This window comes from Polyangium jinanense (assembly GCF_028435365.1).
In genome coordinates this window covers 1-26,994 of record NZ_JAGTJJ010000007.1, presented here as the reverse complement: position 1 = coordinate 26,994, position 26,994 = coordinate 1, and the positions used below count along the sequence as shown (strand labels likewise).

The 26,994-nt window shown below is 67.1% G+C and carries 16 protein-coding genes; 13 read left to right on the top strand and 3 right to left on the bottom strand.

All coding sequences use genetic code 11. The annotated features are described in order from the left end of the window. Positions 1-14: 14 nt before the first annotated feature. Complete coding sequence (locus KEG57_RS16780; RefSeq protein WP_272420552.1) at positions 15-173, top strand: hypothetical protein; 159 nt, start codon at positions 15-17, stop codon at positions 171-173. 130 nt (positions 174-303) lie between these two features. Next, on the top strand, positions 304-1,599 hold the full coding sequence (locus tag KEG57_RS16775; RefSeq protein ID WP_272458602.1) for a serine hydrolase: 1,296 nt from the start codon (positions 304-306) through the stop codon (positions 1,597-1,599). A 321-nt stretch (positions 1,600-1,920) separates the two neighbouring features. Here KEG57_RS16775 and KEG57_RS16770 read toward each other — a convergent pair whose 3' ends face one another. Beyond that, positions 1,921-2,502, bottom strand: coding sequence for a hypothetical protein (locus KEG57_RS16770; RefSeq protein WP_272420548.1), 582 nt, complete (start codon positions 2,500-2,502; stop codon positions 1,921-1,923). Positions 2,503-2,954: 452 nt separating this feature from the next. On the opposite strand from KEG57_RS16770, the gene KEG57_RS16765 reads away from it, so the two are divergent. The 5 genes from KEG57_RS16765 (at position 2,955) to KEG57_RS16745 (ending at position 15,206) form a co-directional block, all read left to right on the top strand. Further along, positions 2,955-8,468, top strand: coding sequence for an AAA family ATPase (locus tag KEG57_RS16765; protein ID WP_272420546.1), 5,514 nt, complete (start codon positions 2,955-2,957; stop codon positions 8,466-8,468). Then, a complete protein-coding gene (locus tag KEG57_RS16760; RefSeq protein WP_272420545.1) occupies positions 8,465-8,845 on the top strand; it encodes a response regulator in 381 nt (126 codons plus the stop codon). Before KEG57_RS16765 ends, KEG57_RS16760 begins: the two co-directional genes overlap by 4 nt. Positions 8,846-9,115: 270 nt before the next feature. After that, positions 9,116-11,485, top strand: coding sequence for a nitric-oxide reductase large subunit (locus KEG57_RS16755; protein WP_272420544.1), 2,370 nt, complete (start codon positions 9,116-9,118; stop codon positions 11,483-11,485). Between the two features lie 2 nt (positions 11,486-11,487). Next, complete coding sequence (locus KEG57_RS16750; RefSeq protein WP_272420542.1) at positions 11,488-12,327, top strand: CBS domain-containing protein; 840 nt, start codon at positions 11,488-11,490, stop codon at positions 12,325-12,327. Positions 12,328-12,449: 122 nt separating this feature from the next. Beyond that, complete coding sequence (locus KEG57_RS16745) at positions 12,450-15,206, top strand: M16 family metallopeptidase (RefSeq protein ID WP_272420540.1); 2,757 nt, start codon at positions 12,450-12,452, stop codon at positions 15,204-15,206. Between the two features lie 19 nt (positions 15,207-15,225). On the opposite strand, the gene KEG57_RS16740 is transcribed toward KEG57_RS16745, so the two are convergent. Next, complete coding sequence (locus tag KEG57_RS16740) at positions 15,226-15,774, bottom strand: hypothetical protein (RefSeq protein ID WP_272420539.1); 549 nt, start codon at positions 15,772-15,774, stop codon at positions 15,226-15,228. Between the two features lie 341 nt (positions 15,775-16,115). Between KEG57_RS16740 and KEG57_RS16735 the strand changes: the two genes are divergently transcribed. Together KEG57_RS16735 and KEG57_RS16730 are read left to right on the top strand one after the other, a co-directional pair. Next, positions 16,116-20,729, top strand: coding sequence for an nSTAND1 domain-containing NTPase (locus KEG57_RS16735; RefSeq protein ID WP_272458601.1), 4,614 nt, complete (start codon positions 16,116-16,118; stop codon positions 20,727-20,729). Positions 20,730-20,770: 41 nt separating this feature from the next. Beyond that, positions 20,771-22,219 carry an FHA and sigma-54 interaction domain-containing protein gene (locus tag KEG57_RS16730; RefSeq protein ID WP_272458600.1) on the top strand — a complete coding sequence of 483 codons (1,449 nt, stop codon included), beginning with the start codon at positions 20,771-20,773 and terminating at the stop codon, positions 22,217-22,219. 11 nt (positions 22,220-22,230) lie between these two features. Here the strand turns inward: KEG57_RS16730 and KEG57_RS16725 are convergent, their stop codons facing one another. Further along, positions 22,231-24,084: a multicopper oxidase family protein gene (locus KEG57_RS16725; protein WP_272420532.1), complete on the bottom strand. Its 1,854-nt coding sequence runs from the start codon at positions 24,082-24,084 to the stop codon at positions 22,231-22,233. A gap of 666 nt (positions 24,085-24,750) precedes the next feature. Here KEG57_RS16725 and KEG57_RS16720 point away from each other — a divergent pair. The 4 genes from KEG57_RS16720 to KEG57_RS16705 form a co-directional block, all read left to right on the top strand. Further along, a complete protein-coding gene (locus tag KEG57_RS16720) occupies positions 24,751-24,984 on the top strand; it encodes an MbtH family protein (RefSeq protein ID WP_272420530.1) in 234 nt (77 codons plus the stop codon). A gap of 10 nt (positions 24,985-24,994) precedes the next feature. Then, positions 24,995-25,756, top strand: a complete 762-nt coding sequence (locus KEG57_RS16715; protein WP_272458599.1) for a thioesterase II family protein — start codon at positions 24,995-24,997, stop codon at positions 25,754-25,756. A 2-nt stretch (positions 25,757-25,758) separates the two neighbouring features. Next, a complete protein-coding gene (locus KEG57_RS16710) occupies positions 25,759-26,325 on the top strand; it encodes a YcjF family protein (RefSeq protein WP_272420526.1) in 567 nt (188 codons plus the stop codon). Positions 26,326-26,377: 52 nt separating this feature from the next. Next, a partial coding sequence (locus KEG57_RS16705) for an AMP-binding protein (RefSeq protein WP_272420524.1) occupies positions 26,378-26,994 on the top strand: 617 nt, incomplete at its 3' end.

Below are 26,994 nucleotides of genomic sequence, written 5' to 3'. Positions count from 1 at the left end.
TTACCGCTCTGCACATGACCGCGTTTGGTCCCGCCTTGTTCGTTCGACGTACCGATGGCAAGGAGCTCGACGAGCACGAGCAACAGGAAGAGCTCGGAACGAAGACCGCGCGCGAGGTCGAAGCCCAAGCGCCGAACACGTATCGGTTCGACAGCTATACCATCGAGGTCTGAGCATGAGCCGCGGCGAGGCGGAGCGAGCGCGGAGATGCTCGCCCTGTCTGCCGACGCGACGCTCACAGCCTGAGACACGCGCGATGTCCCCTTGCAATCCCATCGGCTCTTGGGATGCTTCCCTGTGATCATGGTGCTCCGAAGGTGCGTCTGGCTCGTCTCCGTCGCGCTCGCCGGCTGCGCGAGCGCGGCGCCACCCGTCACCTGCCCCGAGCCGGAGGTGCAGGCTGCGTCGCCGCCCACGCCACGTGTCGCGGCTGCGGATCCCGACGGGGCGCCTGTGAACGCCGAAACGGGTGCGAAGACCCCCGAGGAGGCGCTGTTGAGGCTCCTCCGCGCGGAGAGGACGGACAAGGCCTGGCTCGCGAAGTCGTTCGCCGACGCCGTGCCGGCCTCGAAGCTCGACGCGATCGTCGCGCAAATGCGAGCGTCGCTCGGCGCGCTCACGGGCCTCGAAAAGACCGAAGGCGGCTTCGTCGCCATCTTCGAGAAGGGCCGGGTGCCTACGAAGATCACGATCGACGCGTCCGGGCGGATCACCTCGCTCTGGTTCAGTGCGCCCGAGCTCACCGTCGCGCCTCCGCTCGACGCCACGCTCGCGCAAATACGCCGGCTTCCCGGGAAAACGTCCGTCCTCGTCCTGACGGACGGCAAGACCGCGGCCGAGCACGCAGCGGACGCGCCGCTCGCGGTGGGCTCCGCGTTCAAGCTCGCGGTGCTCGCCGCTTTGCGTGAGCAAATCGACGGAAAGAAGCTCGCTTGGGACCGCGTCGTCACGCTCCGCCCGGAGGACAAGAGCCTCCCCACGGGAATCTTGCAGAGCTTTCCCGACGGCGCGCCTCTCACGGTGCACACGCTCGCCGCGCTGATGATCGCGCAGAGCGACAACACCGCGACCGACGCGCTCATCCACCTGCTCGGCCGCGCCGCGGTCGAAAGACACGCGCCGGGCAACACGCCGCTCCTGACGACGCGCGAGCTATTCGTGCTCAAGACACAGCAAAACGCCGCGCTGCTCGAGCGCTTCCGCGCGGCCGATCCGGCCGGTCGGCGCGCCATGCGGGACGAGCTCCGGAAGACCCCCCTGCCGTCGCTCGAGGCCTACGCGCACGATGGGCCGCGCGCCCTCGACGTCGAATGGATGTTCACGGCGCGCGACCTGTGCACGCTGCTCGAAAAGACGAAGGACCTGCCCGTCGCGCGGCTCAATCCCGGTCTCGCTTCGCCGAAGGAATGGGACGTGATCGCCTACAAGGGCGGCTCGGAGCCGGGCATCCTGAACCTCTCGACGTGGGCAGAACGAGGCGGACGCCGCCATTGCATCGTCGCGACGTGGAACCACACCGAGCCGCTCGACGAGGCACGCTTTTACGAGCTCTACCGAGCGCTGCTCGCAGGCGCGCGGGCCGAGCGCCAGGGGCGATGAAGAAGCTCGAGGAGCCGCCGACCGGCGCGTTGCATGACCTCGCCGGGTCGGCGAAGTGGATGGACCAGCGTGGAAAAGAAGGTGGGCTGTCCTCGCTCGCCGACGTGATTGCGGTGAGGAGGTGCTCCCGCGGGAGGGGCGGCATCCCGCTTGGATGCTGGTGCTCGAGCGCTTCGAAGAACCGGGATGGAGCAACGGGCGAACCAGGCCACACGACGAGATCGAAGGACACGAAGTCCTTCTCGTTTCAGGACCGTCCAGAAACCAGACGGTTGTCTCTCCGACGTGGGCGGCCGGCGTCTCCGGGGCCGAGCGCCGATTTCAGAGCTGGCCGATCAGGGTGAGGCCGACGCGATCCGCGGCGACCATGGGCACGACGGCCATCACGCGGGGGAGGAGGGGGGACGAGGCCCTTTTGGCAGGCACCTCGACCTCCTCCGTGGAGAGCACGGCCATATCGATCGTAGGAGCGGCCAGAATGCCAATGAAGCCGCCGGAGATCCACGAGACGCCCGGACTATAATCGGCCCACTTAAGCCCCAGCGCAAAGCCAATCCCGGCCGTGGCCGCGGGGAGGCAGAGGTTCAGCGCGAGGCTGCCGAAGCCCTTGCCGATGTGACCGTGTGACCAGTGCACGATCGGCGGCACGAAGGCCCGCAAGCCCAAGGTGATGGGCCCGAAGAGCGCGAGCTTGACCCACGACAAGGGGAAGGCAACGGTGTCGGCCGCGCCGATGCCGATCAGGGTTTGCCACCCATACCAGCGCCGGATCCGTGTCGGGGTCGGCGCGGCGCGCACGGCGGGCGACGCCGCTGGAGCCGGAGGTGGCTCCGCGGCTTGCACAGAGGAGATGCCCGCCCCGAAGGCGAGCGCGAAGAAAGCAAGCATGGTCAGGCGAGTCATCCACTCGCTTATACCATTACCGGCAGCCTGCGACGTCCGGGTTTCGACCCTACTTCACGAACTCGTCCGGCAGAGGTGGCGCAATCGCTCGATTTTCCCCACCCGCGGGATCACGTTGACAGGGCGGAGGGACGCTCGTAGGCATGTTATATGGGGGAACTTCGGAGATCCGAAGTCGCGGCCGATCTGCCCCGACTGTCGCACCTACGGCCGAGAGCGCTCGCGCCGCAGATTGCCGGTTCGGTCCTGCCCCAGGCCCTCGCCGCGACGGTCTCGAGCGCCGTGCGGCTCGGGTTGTTCGCAAGCCTCGCCGTTCCCCTCCCCTGTCGACGTGCAGCTTCTGCTCGGATGGTTGCCTCCGAACATCGTGGCGAAGCTCTCCAGAGCCTGCCCGATCCGCCGCGCGCGTGCGGTGGCGCCTGCTCGATGTCAGGCATGCGGAGGGCATACCCATGACACGCCTTCCGACGGAACCAGGGGCGGTTCATCTCAAAGGGTATCGCGTCACCGCGAAGACCGGCGAGAGCGCAGGCTCCGCCACGTATCGAGCCTACCGCGAGGCCGACGGGGTCGAGGTGGCGATGAAGATGCTGCACACCGATTACACACGGCTCGCCGACATCACGCGCTTCAAGCACACCTACGGCATCATCAAGCGCATCGATTCGGAGAGGGTCGTCAAGGTACACGATGTCGAGGAGCACGGTGACGGGCTGATGCTCATCACCGAGTATTTCCCGGGCACGGCGCTGTCCGCAAAGACGCCCGGCAAGCTCGACATCCGCGCGTTCCTCGACGCCGCCGTCTCGATGGCCGAAGCCCTGGCCGACATCCACCGGCGCGGTCTCACCCACGGCGACGTGAGGCCTCCGAACATCCTGCTCGGCGAGGGAGGACAGGTGAAGCTTACGGGATTCGGTGTCGATTCCATCGTGACGCGTGAGAAAGAGGAGATCTACAGCCCCCGCGTCCTCTCGGAGGTGCTCCCCTACACCTCGCCCGAGCAGACCGGTCGCATGAACCGCAGCGTTGATTACCGCACCGACATGTACTCGCTCGGGGTCGTATTCTACGAGATGCTCGCCGGGCGAAAGCCGTTCGAGGCGATGGACCCGCTCGAGTTGATGCACGCTCACATCGCCGTGAAGCCGATTCCCCCCTCGGAAATCAACCCGGAGGTGCCCGACGCGCTCTCGGCCATCACGATGAAGCTCCTCAGCAAGAACGCTGAAGACCGCTACCACAGCGCCGAGGGTCTGAAGGCCGATCTGGAAGAGTGCCGGTGGCAATGGGAGCAGAGCGGCAGGATCGGGTCGTTCGGCCCTGGCCAGCGCGACAGGAGAGATATCTTCCAGATCCACCAGAAGCTCTATGGCCGTGAAGGGGACATCCGGAAGCTCATCGAGTCGTTTGACGCCGTGCTCCAAGGGAAGCGCGCGATCGTCCTCGTTTCGGGCTATTCGGGCATCGGCAAATCGTCGCTCGTCCAGGAGATCCTGAAGCCGCTAGCGCGCGAGAAGGGCTACTACATCAGCGGGAAATACGACCAGCACAACCGCGACACGCCCTACAGCGCCATCGTGCAGGCATTCGACTCGCTCATCAAGCAGCTCCTCTCCGAGAGCGAGGATAGAATCACGAAATGGCGGGACGCCATCCGGAACGCCCTCGGGAGCAACGGGCAGGTCATCTGCGACGTGCTCCCGTTCTTGAAGCACATCATCGGCGAGCAACCGCCCGTCCCCGCGCTTGGTCCGCTCGAGGCACAAAATCGATTCAATCGTTATTTCCAAAATTTCGTGTCGGTCTTTGCCAGACACGCCCACCCGCTGGCCATGTTCATCGACGACCTGCAATGGGTGGATTCGGCCAGCCTCAGCCTGATCACGACCATTCTCGCGAACGACGAGATGGAATCGCTCTTCTTTTGTGGTGCTTATCGCGACAACGAAGTGAGCCCGACGCATCCCTTCATCGTCGCGCTGGACGAGCTTCAAAAGAGCGGCCTCGAGGTGGTGAACATCGTTCTCGAACCCCTCCGGCTGGTCCACCTGATCGAGCTCATCAAGGACAGCCTGCAGACCACCGATGGAGCCGCGCTCGCGAACGCGGTTCTGAAGAAGACCGGAGGCAACCCGTTCTTCGTGAAGCAGTTCATGAGGCACCTTTACGAGACGAAGGTGCTCGTCTTCGATCCCCATGCGGGCTGGGGCTGGGACCTGCCACAAATCGCGAGGCTGGAGTACACCGACAACGTCCTCAGCCTCATGGCGGAGACCATTCGGCGCCTGTCGCAGGCGACGCAGGAGGTGCTGCGGCTGGCCTCGGCGATCGGCAACATGTTCGAGCTCGACGTCCTGAACACCGTCAGCGAGCGCCCTCCCGAAGAGACGTACGGGAGCCTCGACAGAGCCCTCGGAGAAGGATTGATCGTGAGCGCAGACGAACGATACCGCTTCGCGCACGACAAGATCCAGGAGGCAGCGTACTCGCTGATTCCGGTGGGAGACCGACCGGCGTTCCACTACCGGATCGCGAAGCTCCTGCTCGGCAAGCTGGATTCCGACGCGGGTCGCAATCTGTTCGACATCGTCAATCACATGAACAGTGCAGGCGACCTGATCCAAGCCCCGCAAGAGCGCATGCAATCGGCCAAGCTCAACCTCGAGGCTGCCGGGCGAGCCGAGGAGTCGGCGGCCTTCACCGCGGCTTTGAAGTACCTGGAGCACGGCATGGCCATGCTGCCCGAGGATGCGTGGACCTCCGATTACGAGCTGACATTCCTCTATCACACGAAAAAAGGAATGATGGAGTCGCTCTGCGAGCGGCACGACGACGCTCTCGCGACCCTCGCGGGCTGCTTCGATCATGCGAAGGGACGCCGTCACAGGACAGAGGTGCGGCGCCTGAAAATGAACGTGCAGATCCTCAAGAATGATCTGCCCGCTGCCCTGGAAGAGGGGCTCGCGGCCCTGCAGGCCTTCGACATCCATTTGCCGCCCTACCCCGATGACAGCATGCTCGCCGCCGAGTTCGATCGGACGATCGCCATGATCGGCGACCGCCCCATTGCATCTCTCGTCGACCTGCCCGCGCTGAACGATCCCGAGATCGCCGTCCTGCAAGATGTCCTGCAGGAGATGTTCTCGCCCACCTATCAGCTCGGCACGAACAATTTCGGGATCACGGTGATGCGGATCCTGCAGAATACGCTCGAGCATGGCGTCTCGAAGAATTCGATCTACGCGTACGTGAATTTCGGGACGTTCCTGTGCGCCAGGCTCGATATCGACAAGGGGTACGAGTTCGGACGGGCGGCGGTCCGCCTCAACGAGATCCATCCGGACAAGAAGTCCGAGTCCATGTTGTGCAACATGTGGGGCGCGTGGGTCCAGCACTGGAAGGACACCTACGAGAACTCGAAGGCTTCTCTGCGCAAGGGCATCCACTCCGGCATCGAGACGGGGCAATACATCTGGGCGTTCTACAACACGTGCAACGCGATCCAGAACAGCCTGCTCCGCGGGGCGCACCTGCGCGATATCGTCGAGGAGGCGAAGCTGTACCTGCCGCTCTGCAAGCTCGACAAATTCAATACGATCACGTGGTTGGTCGGGGCCGCCGCGCAGGTCGCCGAGGAGCTCGGCACGCCGGCCGAGGGCGAGCGGACGCACGCGGGGGGCTGGGTGGACATCGACGCCGTCACCGAGGAGGCCCGCAGGATCAACAACCAGGCGTCCCTCTACTTCGTGAAGGTCTTCGACGTCCTCGCCGGCATCTTCCAGGGCGCGTACGAGGAGGTGGCGGAGATCTGGAACTCGACCGACCCGAAGAGCCTGGGAATGCTGACGGCATGGCACGTGTTCCCGTGCTATTATTTTTATGGCGGGCTTTCTTTCTCGCGTGCCGCCGAGACGGCCGCCCCAGCGCTCAGGGAAGTTTACCTCGCGAGGCTCGGGGAATGCGCGCGCAAGGTGGAGCTCTGGGCGCAATTCGGCCCAGCGAGCTTCCGCCACCGCAACTTGATCCTGCAGGCAGAGCTCGCCCGGGTCGAGGGGCGCGAAGGCACGGGCACCCTGTACGATAGCGGGATCGCCGCCGCGCGGGAGGGGCGTTTCCTGCATGATGCGGCGCTTGCCAGCGAGCTCTGCGCCCGCCATTACCTCGACCGCGGCAGGGAATTCCTGGCGTGCGCTTACATGACCGAGGCGCATCGCCTGTACGCCCGCTGGGGCGCCTTTCGGGTCACGGAGCGCCTGGAGAGAGACTTCCCGCAGCTCCTCCAGCGCGAGGCGACGCGCCGGCAGCCCGCCCGCCCATCCCCTGAGCGCTGGGGTGCGGCTCTGCAGGCCGAGCCGCCAGACCGGCGCAATCCATGCCAGCCGTGCCAGCAGGACCGGGGCGCGCCGGAGCCTCCCGCCTGGTTCGACGCCTCGTGCTCGGAGATCGACTTCGCCACCGTGCTCAAGGCCTCGCAGGCCGTCTCCGGCGAGCTCGTTCTCGACCGGCTCCTCGAGACGTTGCTGTCGATCGCGGTCGAACACGCGGGCGCCGAGCGGGGCCTTTTGATCCACCCCCGTGGCGCCGAATGCGACATCGAGGCCGAAGTCGTCACCGTGCGCGACCGGGTCGAGGTCACGCTGCGCCAGGCGCCCATCACCCCGGCCGATCTCCCCACGTCCATTCTGCATTACGTGATCCGCACGCGGGAGACCGTGATCCTCGACGACGCTGCCGCGCCCAACCTCTTCTCGGACGACGCCTATGTGCGCGAGCGGCGCCCCCGCTCCGTGCTTTGCCTCGCCCTCGTGAAGCAAGGAACCCTGGTGGGCGTGCTCTATCTGGAGAACAACCTGACCCCGCGTGTCTTCACCGCCGATCGGATCACGATGCTGGAGCTTTTGGCCTCCCAGTCGGCCATTTCCCTGGAGAATGCCCGCCTCTATACCCAGCTGCAGCAAGAAAACAGCGAACGCAAGCGGGCGGAGCAGGCGCTGCGGGAAAGAGAAGCGCGGATCCGGCGCCTGGTGGACTCCAACATCATCGGGATCGCGTTCTGGGATCTGAATGGCGGGATCACGTACGCGAACGACGCATTTCTGCGCTTCGTTGGCTATAGCCGGGAGGATCTGGTCTCCGGAAGCCTCGACTGGGCGAAGATGACACCTCCGGAATCTCATGCGGCCACCGAACGGGCGCTCGAGGAAATACGCTTGACGGGCCAGTTCAAGCCTTTCGAGAAAGAGTTTTTCCGAAAAGACGGTAGCCGCGTCCCGGTGCTGCTCGGCGGTGCACGATTCGAGGGGTCGGAGAGCGAGGGAGTCGCGTTTTTCCTCGATTTGACCGAGCGCAAGCAGGCGGAAGAGCGCCAGAAGATCTTGCTGAACGAGCTGAACCATCGGGTGAAGAACACGCTGGTGATCGTGCAGGCGATCGCCGGGCAGACGCTGCGCATGGCAGAGTCGCCCAAAGCCTTCACGGAAGCCTTCGTGGCCCGGCTCCTGGCCCTGTCCCAGACGCACAACCTCTTGAACGAGACCTCCTGGCAGGGCGCCAGCCTCCGCGACATCGTATGCGCCGAGCTGGCGCCGCACGCCAATGGCGACGCCGGCCGCTTCAGCCTGACCGGTGAGGAGGTGCACCTCCGCCCGGAGGCGGCGGTGACGCTCGGCATGGTCTTCCACGAACTGTCGACCAATGCGGCCAAGTACGGAGCATTATCGCTGCCGTCCGGCCACGTGAAGGTCACGTGGAACCTGACCACCTGCGCGGACGAGCGGCGGATCCACCTGGAATGGCAGGAGATGCACGGGCCGCCGGTGCGGGAGCCGCGCCGCAAGGGATTCGGGTCGCGCCTGATCGAACGCGACCTCGGGCGCCAGCTTGCCAGCGCGGTGCACCTCGAATTCCTGCCCGAGGGCGTGCGTTGCGTGATGGACCTGCCCCTGGAGCGCGTGGCCGTATGACGAACCTGGATCCCAAGAACGCGGGTGTGCTGCAGGGACTCCGCATCCTCATCGTCGAGGATGAAGCCATGATCGCCTCGTACCTCGAAGACGCCCTGACCGACCTCGGCTGCGAGGTGATCGGCCCGGCATTGAACCTGAAGGACGCGCTTCGGTTGGCCCGCGAGGAGGCGATCGATGGGGCGGGGCTGGACGTCAACATCGCCGGCGAGAAGGTCTATGCCGTGGCCGACATCCTCGCCGAGCGGGGTCTCCCGTTCGTCTTCATGACCGGATACGGGAAAGCAGGGCTGCGCGAGTCCGATCGCGACCGGCCCGTGCTGCAGAAGCCGTACAATCTCGAGCGTCTGGTGGAAATCATGACGCAATGGCGATAGCCGCGGGACGCGAGCAAAGCGTTCCACGGCCACAGGCAGCGCCTTGGCCCAGCGCGACCCTCGTGAGGCACCGCGTGGCGCAAACCCTGCCGCACACGCGCAAACCGTGCGCCACGCGCCCGGGCGCCGCGCCCCTTCGATGGGATGGGGTCCCGACGCTCCCGCGGACGGACGCATGGTTTGCCGGGATCCGACGCGTGAGCATGGTCCTTGCTCGGCAAGCGGCACGATTCCATCCGGGTCGGGAGGGGGAGAGGGCAGCAAGCGAGCATGGGAACAGGAAGAAGCACGAAGGGCACCCTCCGAGGGTTGTGGATCTCGCTCACGATCGTCATCGTGGCGTCGTTCGCGGTCCTAGGATTCTTCGGTTGGCAGATTCATCAAAAGGCGCCCCCATTGCCACAACGCGTCATCACCGAGGATGGCGTCGTGCTCTTCACGCTGGACGACATCCAGGACGGCAAGAGCGTCTGGCAGTCGATGGGGGGCCAGGAAGTGGGCTCGATCTGGGGGCACGGGGGTTACGTGGCCCCCGATTGGTCCGCGGATTGGCTTCATCGCGAAGGCACGTCCCTGGCCGAGTCCATCGCTCGCGCGGAGTATGGCCAAAGCTTCGAAGCGCTCGACGCCCCGAAGCGGGCCGCCACCGAGGCGCTCGTGCAGGCCGAGATACGAAAGAACACGTACGACCCTGCGACCGGCGACCTACGCGTCTCGTCCCGCCGCGCCGCCGCCATTCGGGCCACGGCCAGCCATTACGATGGCCTGTTCGGCGACGACCCGACGCTCGGCTCCCTGCGCGAGGCCTATGCGATCCCGCCTCGCAGCGTGCCCGATCCCGAGCGCCGGCGCATGATGAACGCCTTCTTCTTCTGGGCCTCCTGGTCCTGCGTGACCGAGCGCGCCGGCGAGCCCGTCTCCTACACGAACAACTGGCCGCCGGACGAGCTCGTAGGCAACCGCGTGACCGCGCCGATCGTGGTCTGGTCGATCGTGAGCTTCGTCCTGCTCCTCGCGGGCATCGGCGGTTTGTCCTGGTACTTTGCCGCGAAGGGGCACGAGGAGGAAGCGCCGCCGTCGCTCCTCCCCCGCAAGGATCCCCTCCTCCAGCTCGAACCGACGCCTTCCATGCGGGCCACGGTCAAGTTCTTCTGGGTCGCCGCCGCGCTGTGCATGGCGCAGGTCGGGCTCGGCGCGGTGAGCGCGCATTACGGCGTGGAGGGCTCCGGCTTTTATGGCATCCCGCTCGCCGAGATCCTGCCTTATTCCGTCACGCGGACGTGGCACGTCCAGCTCGCCATCTTCTGGATCGCCACGACCTGGCTCGCGACCGGGCTCTTCGTGGCGCCGGCCGTGGGCGGTGTGGAGCCACGTTTTCAGCGCGCAGGCGTGAATTTTCTCTTCACCTGCCTCCTCGTCATCGTCGTCGGCTCGCTCTTCGGGACGTGGTATTCGACCCGGCAGCGCATGGGGCTCGACGCGAGCTTCTGGTTCGGGCACCAGGGCCTCGAATACACGGATATCGGCCGATTCTGGCAGATCTTCCTCTTCGTGGGGCTCGTCCTTTGGCTCGTGCTCATGGTCCGCGCCCTGCGTCCGGCGCTCGCGCGGCGTGACGAACAGCGGACCCTGGTCGGGTTGTTCCTGCTCTCGTCCCTCGGCATTGCGATGTTTTATGCCGCTGGGCTCATGTGGGGGCGCCACTCCCACCTCTCGATGGTCGAATACTGGCGCTGGTGGGTGGTGCACCTCTGGGTCGAGGGCTTCTTCGAGGTCTTCGCGACCGTCATCATCGCCTTCCTCCTCGTCCGCCTCGGCCTGCTCCGGCCGGGCTCCGCGAGCCGCGCGGTGCTGTTCTCGACCATCGTCTTCCTCAGCGGCGGCGTGATCGGGACCTTCCACCACCTCTATTTCACGGGCACGCCCATGCCCGTCCTCGCGCTCGGCGCCGTGTTCAGCGCGCTCGAGGTCGTGCCGCTCTCGCTCATTGGATTCGAGGCGTACGGCAATCTCCGCCTGATCGGGCTCCGTCCCTGGGTCACGAGCTACAAATGGCCCATCTACTTCTTCGTGGCCGTGGCGTTCTGGAACCTCGTCGGCGCGGGCCTCTTCGGCTTCCTGATCAACCCGCCGATCGCGCTGTATTACATGCAGGGCCTGAACACGACGCCCGTGCACGGGCATACCGCGATGTTCGGGGTGTACGGCATGCTCGGGTTCGGGCTCATGCTCTTCTGCCTGCGCGGCGTTTCGGCGCGGTTCGTGTGGAGGACAGGCGCGCTCTCCTTCGCTTTCTGGGCCATCAACATCGGGCTCGCCGCAATGGCCTTCGTGAGCCTCTTGCCCGTAGGCATCATGCAATCGATCGCCAGCGTGGAGAAGGGCATGTGGTACGCGCGCTCGGCCGAGTTTCTCCAGACGCCCCTCATGGACGGCTTCCGCTGGTCGCGCGTCCTCGGGGATACGATCTTCGCCGCGGGGATCGTCGCCCTCGGATACTTCTTGCTCGGTCTCCGGACCGGTTGGTCGCTGTCGCCACAAGAGACCACGGCCACCCCGAGCTTGCCGCCCCCTCCGGAAAACCCCGAAGAGCTGTCCGGCACGCCCGCTACCCTGCCGCCGCTCGCGGGAGGGAATTGACGATGCAGCCACGAGCAAGGCGATTCGAGGGCAAACCCGTGCAAGAGCTGATGACGCGCACGCTGCTGACGGTCCAGGATACCGAAAGCGTGGCCGTGGCGGCACAGCTCATGTACCAGGGGAGCGTTCGGCACCTGCCCGTCATGCGCGGCGCAACGCTCGTCGGCATCCTGAGCGATCGTGACATCCTCGGATTGAAGGACGGGCCCCTGCTCGACATGGTCGTGCGCGACGTGATGACCTCCCCGGTCGAGACGACGCGCCCGGAGGCGAGCGTGGAAGAGGCGAGCGCCCGCATGGTGGCTCGCCGCATCGATTGCCTGCCCGTCCTCGACGAGCGCGAACATCTCGTCGGCATCCTGACGAGCATGGATATCCTCGCCGAACGCGGGCGCCTGGCGCACAAGGGCACGGCAGGCCCGAGCGGCATTCCGCTCGCGCGCGACATCATGCATCGCCGCGTGATGACGATAAGCACGGACCTGGCGCTCCGGGAGGCCATCCAGATCCTCGTACGATCGGAGCTACGATATCTGCCCGTCGTCAATGCGGTCGGGCGTGCCGTCGGGATGTTCAGCAGTCGAGAGCTACGCGCCTCGGTGGGCGACGCGGCGACGATGCTGAACCAAGACGGCGCGGCCGATCTGGAAGGAAAAACCGTCGGCTCCGTCATGCGGACCGGCGTCGTGACCGTCCCTCAAGACGCCTCGGTGCTCGAGATCGCCGACAAGATCCTCGACGAGCGACAGACGGCGATCTGCGTCCTGGATACGTCCGAACGAATCGTCGGAATCGTCACCTACGTCGACGTCCTCGCGGTGCTCGTCGGCCGGAAGGCCTAGCATCGACCGGTCATTGCCGGGACCGGATGTTCTCGTCGGGGCGGTCGGGGGGTCGAGAGAACGAAGGGGGGCGTATCGCCCTGCTTCAAGGAGGGGCAGCTTTCGTATAGTCTGTCCCTCCGATGCACAACCTCCTCCGCACCGGGTTCGTCGCGGCCGCGCTGGCACTTCTTCCGGCCTGCGTGGAGCAGCGGCCCTCCGTCGTCCCGGAACACGCGAACCTCCACATCCCGCCCGTTCCGATGGAGGGCGTGGAGATCATGCTGCCCTCGGGCCTACGGGTCCTCGTCGAGCGGGACACGCGCGCGCCGTTCGTTGGAGTATTCACCTTCATCGGCGCAGGCGCGAGCAGCGATCCGAAGGGAAAGGAGGGCCTCGCCCATTTCGTCGAGCACCTCGCCTACCGCGCCAGACCCTACGGCAAAGCGACGTTCGAAGGGCTGCTCGAGCAGGCCGGCGCGGCGCGCTGGAACGGGATGACCAGTTTGGATGCCACCGCCTATTACGAGATGGGGCCCGCAGATGCGTTGCCCGATCTCCTCCGGCTCGCCGGGGCGAGGATGATCGCGCCGACAGAGGGGCTCTTGCCCGACGATATCCAGGTCGAGCTCGAGATCGTGCGCGCGGAGCTGCGTGACCGCAGCGAGCTAGGCCCCGCCGGCCGCGTCTTCGGCGCCATGCAGGTCGCCCTCTTCCCCGCGGATCACCCCTACGCACGCCCCCCGATCGGCACCCTGGAGAGCCTCGCCTCCCTGACCCTCGACGACGCCAAAGGCTTCGTGCGCCAGCATTACCGCCCCCATGACACCACGATGGTCATCGTCGGCGACGTTGCTTTGAAGGAGGTCGAGCAGGCCGTGCACACGATCTTGCCCCGCGAGCTCACGGCCGCGCCGGCTTCGGGGGCGCCTTCGCGCGCGCAGGCCGCGAAGCCCGCCGTGCCGCCCGCGCCGCCGCCGCGCTCCGCCGCGCTCCCGCAGATCGAGGCCCCGGTCTCCATGCCCGAGCTCTGGATCGGCTGGTCGCTGCCGAGTGCCCTCTTCGCCGGGCGGCAGCAGCTCCGGCTGCTCAAACGCGCGCTCGACGAGTACCTGGACCGCACCTTCAGGGAAGTGCACGAATTCGGGAGCATCGGCACGCTCCTCATCGAGGGCCGCGACGCGTCGATGTTGCTGGTCTCGGTCCCGCTCCGCAACGCGTCGGACCCGGCCGCGAGCCTCGGGCGCATCCTCGGCGAGGTGGATCAGATGGTGGCCCCCCTACCCCAGACGGTGCAGGCCGCGTACTGGGAGCGCGCCTTCGTCAATCAGCAGAGAAAGGCGATCCTCGGCGCGCTGCTCGAAATGGAGCACCCTGCCGGGCACGCCCTCGAGATGGCGCGGAGCACGCATTTCGCGGGCACTTCCTCGTGGTATCTGCGCTCCATCAATGACCTCGCGGGCGCCGAGCAGGGGCAGATCGCCGGGCTCGGCGCGGAATACCTGGGGCGCAAGCGTGCGCGCGCCGTCTACGTGGTGCCCGCCAAAGGCGGCGCGCCGGGGCCCGCGCCCGCCTCGCGTAGCGACGCAGTGGGGCGCGACGACGAGCGGACGCCCGTGCAAGTGGACGCGGAGCGAATCCGCCGGATCGCGCGTGCGCCGGGGTTCGCAGGCTACCGGCAGTATGTCTTGCCAAACGGTTTGGAAGTGATCATTGGGGTTCGTTCTTCCAAACCCGTGGTCACCGCGGGGCTGCTCCTGCGCGGCAGTCCGCGGACGTCCGCCTCGCCTGCGGAGGCGCATGTCGCCATGCAAACAGGCCAAGCCGCCTCGGAGCCGTGGACCGCGTTTGGCGGGTCGCTGCGCCGCCGCATCGGCTCGGAGAGAGTCGAATACGTGCTCGACGCGGCCACGGGCAACACGGCCAGCATGCTGCAGGCCCTCGCGTGGTCCGTGCGATCCATGCAGATCCCGCCCTCGAGTTTCCTTTTGAAGGCACGCGCGGCAGCCACGGACCTCGAGCATAACCGCGCCAATCCTGCCAAGCGCGGCGAGATCGACTTCTGGAAGGGCCTGTACGGGCCTCATCCGTTCGCGCATAGCGTCCTCCCGGCCGATCTTCTGCGCGTGGAGCGCGAAGGGGCCGAGGCGTGGCTGACGCAGCACCACGCGCCGCGCAACGCGGTGCTGGCCGTGGTGGGCGACGTCGTTCCCTCGGAGGTGGAGAAGGCCATCGAGGAGGTCTTCGGGGACTGGGCGGACGATGCCCCGGCGCAAAAGCTGCCCGCATTGCCAAAGATCGGCGAAACACGCGCAAAGCAGCCACAGATCTTCGTGACGAACCGGCCCGGCGCCACCCGTGCCACGCTCCATTTCGGTTGCCTCTTGCCGCCGTTGCAAGGCCACTCGCCGGCGCGTTACGAGCTCATGGCCCAGCTCGCCGAGGCGCGGCTGCACGCGGTCTTGCGGCGCCGCCTGGGCATGACATACGTGGCGAATGGCTTCGCGGCCACGCTCTGGGGCGGCGCCGCGCACTTGTCGATTCGCGCGGACGCGGATCAAGGGCGGCTCGGCGAGGCGCTCGTGGTGCTACGCGACGTCCTGCGCGAGCTCGAAGAGGGCAAGCTCGCCCCGGGAGAGCTCGACGCGGCGCGCCTCAAGCTGGCCCGGCAGCGCGTGCTTTCGCATGTGACGAACGACGCGATTGTGGAGGCCGTGCTCGACGCGCGGCACACGGGGGTCTCGCTCGGCGTGGTCGACCAATATGGAAGCGCGCTCGCGTCGGTCACGCCTGACGACGTCAAGGAAGGCTTCCGGCGCTGCGCCGCGGGGAGCCCGACCCTCTCGCTCGTGGGCGACGAAGCCCCGACGCGCGCCGCCGCAGCGGGGGCTTTTCCGTAAGCGTGCGCTTTCGCGCCCGTCACGCAGGGTCCGTGAGGCCGAAGTAATGCGCCAGGAAGTCGCCGAAGCTTTCGTATTTGAACCAGAACTCGAAACGCTTGTGGCAGCCGAGGATCGGATATTCGCCGTCGCGATGGGCGCGGTGGAAAAGCAGGATGTGGTCCTGGTCCCCCCCGGGAAGCTCGATGGCGAGCGCGTCCGCCATCGCCGGGTCGGGCAGGAGCTCGATCCAGGACTCGACCACCTGCTCGTTGGTCATGGGATAAGGGTCTTCGTAGCCCTCGGGCATCGCGCGCGCGCTCGCGATCGCCCAGTCCATGAGAATGTCGCGCAAGGGCTTCGCGGCGAGCCGCGGCGGCGAGCCTGGCAAAAGGCCGAACCAGGTCGCGTCGTAGGCGAGCCAGGTCGAGAGGCTCGGCGGCAGCGGACGGCCGTCGGGCAGCGTGAGCGACGAGAGAGCCGAGGCGTCGAGCGGCTTCGGATCCCGGAACTCGCCAAACCAAAGCTTGGCGCGCCCACCATTGCGGCGGAGATGCTCGACGACTTCGTCCGTTTTGTCACGACTCATATCCCGTGCTCCTCTGGGCGGCCTTCCTACCCTGGCGCACCGGCCAACGCCATCTGGATTCGTCCAGCATCACGGCTGGCAGGCGTACACTCGACATCTCCGCTCGCAGGCTGCCATCGGCAAGGCAGTTGATCACGCTCCGGAGCAGTGATAGCCGAGACGAGATCCGTCAAGGAACCGACGACGGCTGCGACACACGTCATGCGCACGCTGCCACCTAGCTAGACCGACCGATGCGCCCCGTGGTCCCTGACGAGGTAGAACGCGGCCCCCGTCCCCTGACGGCAGCGAGCGTCACCGCGGACTTCGCTCGTGTCGAGAGGACCTTGCCCCCGCGGCAGATGGCCGCGTCATCCGCCACGCTCACCGAGCGAGACGCGCCCACCGAGGCCTCCTCTCTGCCCGACGGCTTCCTCAAGCACTACGAGATCATCCGCAAGCTCGGCGAAGGCGGCATGGGGGTCGTGCTGCTCGCGCGGGACACCAAGCTCGGACGCCTCGTCGCCATCAAGCTCCTCCAGGACCGCGGACAGGCGACTTCGCGCTTGCTCGCCGAGGCCCGAGCCACGGCGCTCTGCAAGCACGAAAACATCGTGGTCATCTACGATGTCGACGAGACCGACGGGCATCCGTACATGGTCCTCGAATACCTCGAGGGCCGCACGCTGCGGGACGTCCTGTCCTCGGGCGCCCGAGGATCGAGCCGTGTGCTCCCCAAGGGGCTCGCCCTCGACATCGTGATGTCGGTCCTCCGCGCGCTCGTCGCCGCGCACGAGCGCGACGTCGTCCACCGCGATCTCAAGCCCGAGAACATCATGATCCTCGACGCCGGGGGGGTCAAAGTGCTGGATTTCGGGCTGGCGAGGCGCGGGGACGGCCTGGAACCGAGCGACGGCGGCACGCTCGCGTACATGGCGCCCGAGCAATGGCGCGGCGAGAAGGTCGACGCGCGCGCCGATCTCTGGGCGGTCGGCGTCCTCTTGTACGAGCTGCTCTCTGGCGCGCATCCGCTCGCGCCGCTCACGCGGGAGCGGCTCGAAAGCGTCGCCGACGTGAATGCGCCCATGCCCAGGCTCCGCGACGTCCTGCCCGAGCTTTCGGCGCTCTCGGACGTCGTCGACCGCTGCTTGCGCAAGCAAAAGGAGGAGCGATTCGCGTCGGCCGACGAGCTGCTCGCCGCGCTCATGCCCTTGCGTGAAGGGGGAAAACCCCTCGCGCTCGCCGAGGGGGAGCTGCCGTTCGCGGGGCTCTCGGCGTTCCAGGAGGCGGACGCGGGCCGTTTTTTCGGCCGCGAGCGGGCCATCGCGGCCGTCGTGGGGCGGCTCCGTCGTCAGCGGCTCGTCACGGTGGTGGGCCCCTCCGGCGCTGGGAAATCGTCGTTTCTGCGCGCCGGCGTGATTCCGGCCTTGAAGCATTCCGGCGAGGATTGGGACGTCCTCGTCCTGCGCCCGGGCCGCGCCCCCGTGTCGGCGCTCGGCGAGGCCCTCGCCGAGGTGCTCGCCGAAGGCGGAACGGACGGCCCCGCGGCCTCCAGCCATCTCCGCGCCGAGCCGGGCCTGCTCGGCGCCCGCCTGCGCGCCCATTGCCGCGCGCGGGGGCCAGGGAGCCGCGCGCTCGTTTTCGTCGACCAATTCGAAGAGCTTTATACGCTCGTCTCCGATCCGGGCGAGCGATCCGCGTTCCTTCAATGCCTTCTCGGCGTGGCGGACGACGCCTCGTCGCCGCTGCGGGTCATCGTGACGATTCGCTCGGATTTCCTCGACCGCGTCGCCGAGGATCCCCATTTCCTGGCCGAGGTGACCCAGGCCCTCTTCCTCCTGCCGCCCATGGGGCGCGAGGGCTTGCGGGAGGCCCTGATGCGCCCGGTGGAGGCGGCCGCGCATCGCTTCGAGGACGAGGCGATGATCGCCGAGATCCTGGGCGAACTGTCGCGCGCCAAGACGCCACTCCCGCTCCTGCAGTTCGCGGCCGCGGAGCTCTGGGAGGCGCGTGATCGGGAGGCGAAGACCTTGACGCGAGCGAGCTACGAGCGGCTCGGCGGGGTAATCGGGTCGCTTTCGACCCACGCCGACGCCGTCTTCGCCGCGCTCTCGCTGCCGAGCCAGCGCCTCTGTCAGGCGGTCTTTTTGCGCCTCGTCACGCCCGAGCGGACGCGCGCGATCGTGAGTTTGTCCGAGCTCGCCTCCCTCGCCGACGATCCCACCGCGGTGGAGGCGCTCGTCCAGCACCTCTGCGGCGCGAGGCTCTTGCTCCTCGAGGTCGGCGGCCGTCCGGGCGCCGTGACGGTGGAGATCGTCCACGAGTCGCTGATCGAGCGCTGGCCGAGGCTCGCTGGATGGCTCGACGAGAGCACAGCCGACGCCCAGTTCATGGCCCGGTTGCGTGCCGCCACCTCGCAATGGCAGGCGGGCGGAGAGGCGTCCGGCTTGCTGTGGCGGGACCGCGCCGCCGAGGAGGCGCGGACATGGTATGAACGAAGGCGCGCGAATCCCGAGGCGGAGCGCGGCTTGCCGCTCGGCCGCGCGGAAGAGCGGTACCTCCTCGCCGTGATCGACCTCCAGGAGCGCGCGCGTCGGAGGCGTCAGCGCTCGATTGCCGGGGCGTTCGTGATTCTCGGCACCGTATCGGTGCTCGTGTTTTTCCTGGCCATGCGCGCCCAGGCCCAGGCCCGGCGCGCGGACGCCGAGGCCGCACGTGTCAAGGAGCAGAACGCCGAGCTCGCGCTCCAGGCGCTGCGTGGCCGCAATGCCACGCGGATGCTCGCGGCGCGCAAGCGGATGGACGATCCCACGCTGGTGCTCGCGCTCGCACGCGAGGTCGAGCCCGAGGACATCCCCAAGGAGTGGGCCGAGATCGTGAGCGATGCGCTCTCCTCCGGCGTCGCGCGGGACGAGGTCTCGGGCCTCCACGGGGGCGAGCCGATCTACACGGCGGCCATCAGCCCGGATGGCGCACGCATCGTCACGGCGTCCGGGGACAAGACGGCGCAGATTTTGGCTGTCGGCGATTCCCAAGGGCTCGCCACGCTGCGCGGCCACGACGCGTTCGTCATGTTCGCCGCTTGGAGCCCGGATGGCACGCGCATCGTCACGGCGTCCGGGGACAAGACGGCCCGGATCTGGAACGCGGACGGCTCCCGGGAGCCGCTCGTGTTGCGGGGACACGGCGACGCGCTCACTTCCGTGCAGATGAGCCCGGATGGGCAGCGCGTCGTGACGGCTTCGGAGGACGGGACCGCGAGGGTGTTCCGCGCTGCGGACGGGAGGCAAATCGCCCTGCTCGAGCACGAGGCAACCGTCACGAGCGCCCGGTTCAGCCCGAATGGCAAGCGCATCGTGACGACCTCGGTGGATGGGCTCGTGCGCGTGTGGAGCGCGGACGGCTGGGGCGCGCCGCTGCTGCTCCGCGGGCACACGGACGAGGTTGTCGCGGCGTCCTGGAGCCCGGACGGCGCGCGCATCGCCACCGCGGGCAAGGACGCCACGGTGCGCGTCTGGGATGCCGCAGGCGGCGCCGAGCGCCTCACGCTGCACGGCCACGAGGACAAGGTCATGAGCGTCGCGTGGAGCCGCGACGGCAAGCACATTGCCTCGGCGTCGAAGGACAAGACCGCGCGCATCTGGAATGCCGACGGCGCGGGGCAACCCATCGTATTGCGTGGCCACAAGCACTGGGTTTACACGGCGGATTTCAGCCCAGATGGCCGCTACCTCCTCACGGCGTCGCTCGACAGGACGCTTCGGTACTGGGATCTCGACGAGGTCGTCGCGCCGAGGGTGCTCGAGGGCCACACGGAGGTCGTCAATGCGATGGCGTGGAGCCCCGACGGCGCGCGGATCGTCACGGTTTCGCGGGACGAGACCGCGCGGGTGTGGCGCGCGGATGGCGAGGGGAGCCCGGTCGTCCTGCGCGGTCATGCCAAGGAGGTCCAGAGTGCGAAGTGGAGTCCCGACGGCACGCGAATCGTCACGGTGTCGCGGGACGGGACCGCGCGGGTATGGCGCCTCGACGATCCTTCTTCGCCCGTCGTCCTCGACTGCCACCCGGAAAAGGTCTGGACCGTCGATTGGAGCGCGCCGGGCGACCGTATCGTCACCGCTTCCCTCGATGGAACGCTGCGCTTGTGGGCGAGCGACGGCTCTGCGCTCCTGGCGGAGACGAGGACCCCGCTCGAACCCAAGAGCGTCGTCCAGGCGTCGTTCGATCCCGGGGGCACGCGGATCGTCGTGACGGACGGGACCGGGAACGTCTACCTCTGGAACGTCGACGATGAGGGGGAGCTCGTCCTGCTGGGCCAGCAGGGCGCGAGGTTCGACCCCACGCATTGGAGCCCGGACGTGCAATGGAGCCCGGACGGCTCGCGCATCATCACCTCATTCGTGGACAGCGCCGCGCGAATATGGAACGTGCGTGACGCCGCGGCGCCCCCGCTCGCGCTTCGGGGACACGAATCGAACGTCACCTCCGCTTCATGGTCGTCTGACGGCGCGCGGGTCGTCACGACCTCCAGCGACGGGACCGCGCGTGTATGGAGCGCCGATGGCTCCGGGCAACCATGGGTCCTCCACGGGCATGGGGATACAGTTTCGTGGGCGAGCATGAGCCCCGACGGGACACACATCGCCACCGCGTCGGCGGACACCACCGTGCGCGTCTTTCATGCCGACGGGTCCGGGCAGCCCTTCGTGCTCGGGGGCTCTCCCCTCGCCGTCGTGCGCGCCGACTGGAGCCCCGACGGCAAGTACATCGCGCAACTCTCCGAGGAGAAGGTCATCCGGGTATGGCGCGCCGTGGAGCCCTTCACCGGCCCTGATGACGCCCGACTCTGGAGAGCGACCTCGTATTGTATTCCCGTGCCGATTCGGAGAGAACTGCTCCAGGTCACCGAATCCGAGGCCCGGAGGGATCAGCAAGCGTGCGAGCGCCGCGTCGCGGAGGCGCGCGCCGCCGAGTGAAAACCAGGCCGCCCGCCGTCTCGTGATAGGCTGTCACACCCATGACGCGGAAGCCGATCTCGCTCGGTACCACCCAGGACCCCGTGCGCGAAGAGCGGAGGGCGCAGCCCCTCGCGCGTCCCTTCCTGTTCGTCGTGCTCCATTGTGACCAGCCGGCGCTCGGCGGCGCGCGGTATTGCCTCTCGGAGATCGACGTCGTCGACATCGGCCGCGGCCCCGAGCGCGTCGCCTCGCGCGTCCGCGAGGCGAACACGCGGCGGCTCGACCTGCGGTTGCCCGACGGGACCATCTCGAAGACCCAGGCGCGCCTCGTCAGGAGTGGTCACGGGTGGACCTTCGAGGACGCGGGCTCGAGGAACGGCTCGTTCGTCAATGACAAACGCGTCCGGACGGTCGCGCTCGAGGACGGTGATTTCATCGAGCTCGGCAACGTCATCCTGCGCTACCGCGCGGGCTTGCCGTCGTCGCCTGCCTCCGCTGGGGATCTCGACCTCGAGAGCCCGGCGGTCGGGGGGTTCTCCACGCTCGTCCCGCCGCTCGCGGACGAGCTCGACACGCTGATGCGCATCGCGCGCGCGCCCATCCCGGTGCTCCTCCTCGGCGAGTCGGGCACGGGCAAAGAGGTGCTCGCGGGAGGCGTCCACGCGCTCTCGGGGCGGACAGGGCCGCTCGTCGCCGTGAATTGCGGGGCGCTCACGGCGTCGCTGCTCGAGAGCCAGCTCTTTGGTCATGTCAAGGGCGCGTTCACGGGGGCCATCCGAGACGAGCCGGGGTACGTGCGCAGGGCGAACGGCGGCACGCTCTTCCTCGACGAGGTGGGCGATCTCCCGATGCCTGCACAAGCCGCGCTCTTGCGCGTGCTCGAGGAGAGCGAGGTCGTGCCCGTCGGCGGAACGAGCCCCATCAAGGTCGATCTGCGCGTCGTCGCGGCGACACACAAGCCGCTCGACAAGATGGCCATCCGGGGCGAGCTCCGGGTCGACTTGCTGGCGCGGCTCTCCGGGCACCGGCACATGCTCACGCCGCTCCGGGACCGGATCGAGGACATGGGCATCCTGGTCCGCGATCTGCTACGGCGCTCCAAGGTGCCGGGCGCGCCTGAGCTCGGCTTCACCGTGGAGGCCGGCAAGTTGCTCGTGCAGCAGCGGTGGCCGCTCAACATCCGCGAGCTGTCGCAGACCCTCGGGGTCGCGGCCGCGCTCGCGGACGGGCCGCTCATCGAGAGCGCGCACCTCGAGAGCGTGCACCTCGAAAGCGCGCACCTCGAGAGCGCGCACCTCCTCGCGCCGAGCCACGAGACCATCGCGCCGCCCGAGCCCGAGGAGGAGAGGGGCACGGCGCCGGACGAGCTGCGCGGGCGCATCCTGGCGCTCCTCGAGAAGCACAGGGGCAACGTGAGCGGGGTGGCGCGCGACATGGGCAAGTCGCGCGTCCAAGTTCACCGCTGGATCCAGAGGTTCTCGATCGACATCGACGCGTATCGCGCGTGATCGTGGCCCATTCACGGCATCGGGCACGTATCGACCATCGACGGCTCGCATGCCGCGTCCTTCTTCACCTCTAGGAGCTGCATCATGCCTTCATCCTCGTGCTCCAGGATGTGACAGTGCAGCACGTACTTGCCCTCGTAATGCAGGAAGCGCGACTGGAACTTGAGGGAACCGTCGACGCCCTGCATGCCACTCGTGGGGATGAGAACCGTATCGCGCCAGATGGGCTGTGCCGGTTTCTTCCCGTTGATGGACGTCACGAGGAACGAGTTGACGTGGATGTGGAAGGGATGGACCGTCTCTCCTGCCATCATGTCCCACTTGTTTTTGATCGTCCATTCCTCCACGGCGCCCAAAGCCATGCACTGGTCGATACGGGTCTCGCAGAACGTCCTGCCGTCGATGGTGAAGTGTGCTCCTCCCTGCCCATCGAGGGCCACGGCGAACTCGAGCGTCCGTGTATTCTCGACCTGGTTGCCAGGCTTCGCCATGTCGTCGAATGACGGGTAAAGCGCGGGCGGCGTGAGCGCCTGCGGGATCTCGAGGCTCTTGTCCGGCTCCCCCGAGACGATCACGGTGGCGAGGACCTGCGGCGCCCAGCAGACGAAGTCGAGGTAGCCGAGCGCCACCATCTGGTAGGTGCCCGCTTCGAATTGGGTGAGCAGATCCACGCGGCCCCCCGGCGGGACGACGTATTCGATCTCCGAAACGGCGTCGGCCATCGGCATCTTCAGGGGCGCAGCGTAGGTGATCCCGTCCGTCGCGACCTGGTAATAGGGGGCCGACTTCGCCCGCAACGCGTCCCGGTTGAGCATGGGCGGCCCATTGTTGCTCGCGCAAGAATAGCCGAAAGGATCATAGCCGGGCTTCGGCAACGACGTCGCGGCGTCCACCTGATCGTCCGGTACGCGGAGGAAGGCGATGTCCAGCGGAGCACGGAAGCCCGTGTGAAGGACCCGGAGACGCTGCACCTCACTCGGGCGCATGCGAAGGATCGGGTTGATCTGGCCGTTGACGTAGAAGAAATCCTCGACGGTGTCAGGCAATGGGCCGCCCGCGCCCATTTCCTTGTACGTCGCGAGGCGGGTTTTCCCAGTGCATGCATCCTTGGTCTGGAGCATGAGCTCGCCGACGACCAGGAGCTGCTCCTTGCCCTGCCCCGGCTTGGGCTCGGGAGAAAACATCTTGTCGAGATCGTCTTGCCATTCGTCGCGGATGATGAGGGCCCCCACCATGCCGCCTGCCACCTGGATGGCCGTCGCTCCGTGGAAGTGCGGGTGGTACCAGTAGGTCCCGGCCGGATGATCGGCCATCGTCCCATCCGGCATGACGAGTTCCTTGGGGATGTCGAAGACGAAGTCGTAGCTTTGGCCAGGACCAATCTCCAAGAAGACGTCATCGCCGGGCGGCCCGGGGTCGACGTGCAGACCGTGCGTGTGGAAGTTGGTCGTGTTGTTCTGCATGCCCGGGCCGTGCCCGCCATGCCCGCCGGTGGTGGTCATGCCACACTCGCCGGGGTCCACGGCGCTGTCGTCGTCCGGAAGGCCGTTGATGAGCTTGAGCTTGAACTTATCACCCGGGCTCAGCTCGATGCTCGGGCCTGGGATCGTGCCCGTATACGTTCCTTCGAAATTCGCCTCTCCTGCATTGACTTTGAGGCCCGTGTACGCGCGGGTCATGAACGTATATTGGCCCACCGTCACCTGGATCTCGGTGATGGTCATCTCGATATCGAGAAGGCCGTCCTTGGCTCGGACCGTGGCAGGATTGAAGAGCTCTCGGCTCGGCGTCGGCTGCGGCGTCTGTGGCTTGTCGTCGGAGCTGCACCCGATGGTATCGGGCAGCAAGAGGCCAGCGCCGAACATGGCGCCCAAGCTCAAAAAGCCGCGCCGATCCAACGTGAGCGTGGCACGGGCCCGATTTTCATAAGATGAAGGTTTGTTCTGGGACGTCACGAATTCACCCTGTGGGTTCGTCGTTTGCGCTCCGGAGGGTCGACGATGCCCCGAGGAAACTCCGGGGGACCATGAATCACGAGCGGCATCTATCGGAGATGGCGAGCCGCGGGACACCTCGAGGATCCGTCGTGGCTGCTCCGAGCGTACGCCTTGCAACGCTCAGGCCACCTGTCCCAACGAGAACACAATCCCGCCGGTGAGCGTGCGCGCACGAAGGAGGCGGCTACCGGCCGAGCGTCGCCGACGGAAGCGTACTGTACCTGTACCTGTACCTGTAACAGGGTCCTGTTACAGGTACAGGTACAGCGGTCGCGCCAGCGTGCGTCCGGACAGAATACCTCGCGCGGCCAGGCCGATCTCCGACGCAAGCAAGACGTATCATGGCTGGCACCTCGCTTGCTACGTCGCGGGCGTAACGTCTATCCCAAGAGAGCTTAGATAGAAATACGCGCCCCCCGGATCCTGCTCGCCGACGGTACCGCAGAACCGAGCGTGCGGCAAGACAAACGTTCGCCGTCAGCGGCAATGTGAACCGCCCTGTTCGGCGACGCCGGGGTAGCAAGAGGACCCACGATGAGTGTCTTCGACGACGCAGATGCCTACTTCGAGGTGGTCGTGAACCACGAGGAGCAATACTCCATCTGGCCCGCTGGCCGGGAGATTCCTGCGGGCTGGCGCCTGGCAGGGAAGCGTGGGAAACGCGCGGAGTGCCTCCAGTATATCGAGGAGGTCTGGACCGACATGCGGCCGCTCGGCCTGCGCAAGCAGATGGACGCGGCTCTTGCCGCAGCCAAGCCGCAAGCCTGAATCACCGACAATGGATCCGATCCCGGGCGCGTGGTTCTGGAGGCCCAGGCCCGTGGCGTTGCCGCGGGCGCGGCTATTTTGCTTCCCCTACGCAGGGGCGAATGCAATGGTCTTCCGGACCTGGGTCGCGGAGCTGCCGCCCGACGTGGAGCTCGTCGCCGCGCAGCTCCCAGGTCGAGGGCCGCGAATCCGAGAGGCGCCCCTAACGAGGCTCGAGCCCCTGGTGGAGGCGCTCGGGCAGGCGCTCGCCCCTGGTCGCATACCTTTTGTGATGTTCGGGCACAGCATGGGCGGGCTCGTCGCATTTGCGCTTTGCCACTGGCTGCGCGCACGCGGCTATCGGGCGCCGATGCACCTCTTCATCTCCGGCCGCCGCGCGGCGCAGTGCCCGGATTCCGACCCACCCACCGGCGAGCTGACCGACGATTACATCCTCTCCTGCATCCGACGTCATGGCGGAACGCCCGCGAGCGTCCTCGGCGAGCCGGAGCTCATGGAGCTCGTCCTGCCCGTTTTCCGGGCGGACCTCGAGCTCCTCCGGTCCTACCGCCACGTCCCCACAGAGCCTCTCGATGCTCCGCTGACCGCGCTCGGGGGCATGAAGGACGACACGGTGCAGCCTGCGCAGCTCGAAGGATGGCGCGAACACACGAAAGGTCCGTTTGCGCTCCGCATCTTCGAGGGAGACCACTTCTTCCTTCATTCCTCCGAGGCCGCTGTGCTGCGCGTGGTCGTGCAGGCATTCGAGGGGAGTGGAGCACATAGAGCGTGACAATGGCAGGCGAGGCAACGAAGGACGAACGAACCGAGACGTCCACCAAGCACGAGCCCATGGCGGACGGCGTCGAAGCGAAATCGGAGGTCCCGTCGAACGACGTGCGTGCGCGCGAACGCCGCGCGGAGGCGATCCTCCGGCGGAACGTCCTCTGGGCGCTCGTGGCGGGCGTCCTCCCCGTGCCCGCCGTCGACCTCGTTGCAATCAAAGGTATTCAGCTCAAGATGCTGAAGGAGCTCGCCGACCTCTATGAGGTGAAGTTCACCCGTGACGTCGCGAAGGCGCTGCTTGGCTCCCTCGTCTCGAGCACCTGGAGCGTGGGTGTGGGAGCCACACTCGGATACGGGTTCGCGAAATTCGTGCCCGTGGTCGGCTCGGCTCTCGGGCTCCTCTCCACGCCGCTCATCGCGGGCGCGACCACCCATGCGCTCGGCAAGGTATTCGTGATGCATTTCGAAACCGGCGGTACGTTTCTCAATTTCGATCCGAACGCCATGCGGTCGCATTTCAGGTCGGAGCTGGAGAAGGCCAAGGAGACGGTCGCTGCGATGCAGCAGGAGCCGTAGGCCTGCCTGCCGACCCTCGGGCTCGGATGGATACCAAGAGAATCAATCTACGATGAGCATGCACGACGAGAGCAGAGACCTTCGGGAGCACGACGCAGGCAGCCACGGCGGGCTCGTGGCGCGGTGGAACGAGACGCACGCCGACCCGGTGCACCCGCATCTGCGCCTGCCCTCGCCCATCCCGGACGAGCTGCGCCAGCAGGCGGCGTGGAACGACACCGCGGTGGCGTACCCCGATTGCAAGTGCATTCACGAGCTCTTCGAGGAGCAGGCCGCGCGGACGCCCGACGCCGTGGCATTGGTGTTCGCCGAGCAAGAGCTCACCTACCGGGAACTCGACCAGCGCTCCAATCAGCTGGCCCACCACCTGCGCGCGCTCGGCGTGGGTCCGGAGGTACGCGTCGGGTTATGCGTCGAGCGGTCGCTCGAGATGGTGGTCGGCCTGCTCGCCATTCTCAAGGCGGGCGGCGCGTACGTACCGCTCGACCCAGGCTATCCCCGCGAGCGGCTCGCCTTCATGCTCACGGACGCGCGGCCCGCCGTGCTCCTCACCCAGCAGCGCCTCGACGGCAGACTTCCCCCGCACGAGTTTGTCACGGTTTACCTCGATGCCGGCGCGCCTCCTTGGCACGAGCAACCGCTCACGCCCCCCGACGTGCAGGTTGCGCC

Coding starts and splice junctions, on each gene's coding strand:
- KEG57_RS16780 (WP_272420552.1), top strand. CDS start 15: ATGACCGCGTTTGGTCCCGCCTTGTTCGTTCGACGTACCGATGGCAAG.
- KEG57_RS16720 (WP_272420530.1), top strand. CDS start 24,751: ATGAGTGTCTTCGACGACGCAGATGCCTACTTCGAGGTGGTCGTGAAC.
- KEG57_RS16715 (WP_272458599.1), top strand. CDS start 24,995: ATGGATCCGATCCCGGGCGCGTGGTTCTGGAGGCCCAGGCCCGTGGCG.
- KEG57_RS16730 (WP_272458600.1), top strand. CDS start 20,771: ATGACGCGGAAGCCGATCTCGCTCGGTACCACCCAGGACCCCGTGCGC.
- KEG57_RS16735 (WP_272458601.1), top strand. CDS start 16,116: ATGGCCGCGTCATCCGCCACGCTCACCGAGCGAGACGCGCCCACCGAG.
- KEG57_RS16740 (WP_272420539.1), bottom strand. CDS start 15,774: ATGAGTCGTGACAAAACGGACGAAGTCGTCGAGCATCTCCGCCGCAAT.
- KEG57_RS16760 (WP_272420545.1), top strand. CDS start 8,465: ATGACGAACCTGGATCCCAAGAACGCGGGTGTGCTGCAGGGACTCCGC.
- KEG57_RS16765 (WP_272420546.1), top strand. CDS start 2,955: ATGACACGCCTTCCGACGGAACCAGGGGCGGTTCATCTCAAAGGGTAT.
- KEG57_RS16745 (WP_272420540.1), top strand. CDS start 12,450: ATGCACAACCTCCTCCGCACCGGGTTCGTCGCGGCCGCGCTGGCACTT.
- KEG57_RS16775 (WP_272458602.1), top strand. CDS start 304: ATGGTGCTCCGAAGGTGCGTCTGGCTCGTCTCCGTCGCGCTCGCCGGC.
- KEG57_RS16770 (WP_272420548.1), bottom strand. CDS start 2,502: ATGACTCGCCTGACCATGCTTGCTTTCTTCGCGCTCGCCTTCGGGGCG.
- KEG57_RS16750 (WP_272420542.1), top strand. CDS start 11,488: ATGCAGCCACGAGCAAGGCGATTCGAGGGCAAACCCGTGCAAGAGCTG.
- KEG57_RS16755 (WP_272420544.1), top strand. CDS start 9,116: ATGGGAACAGGAAGAAGCACGAAGGGCACCCTCCGAGGGTTGTGGATC.
- KEG57_RS16725 (WP_272420532.1), bottom strand. CDS start 24,084: ATGTTCGGCGCTGGCCTCTTGCTGCCCGATACCATCGGGTGCAGCTCC.
- KEG57_RS16710 (WP_272420526.1), top strand. CDS start 25,759: ATGGCAGGCGAGGCAACGAAGGACGAACGAACCGAGACGTCCACCAAG.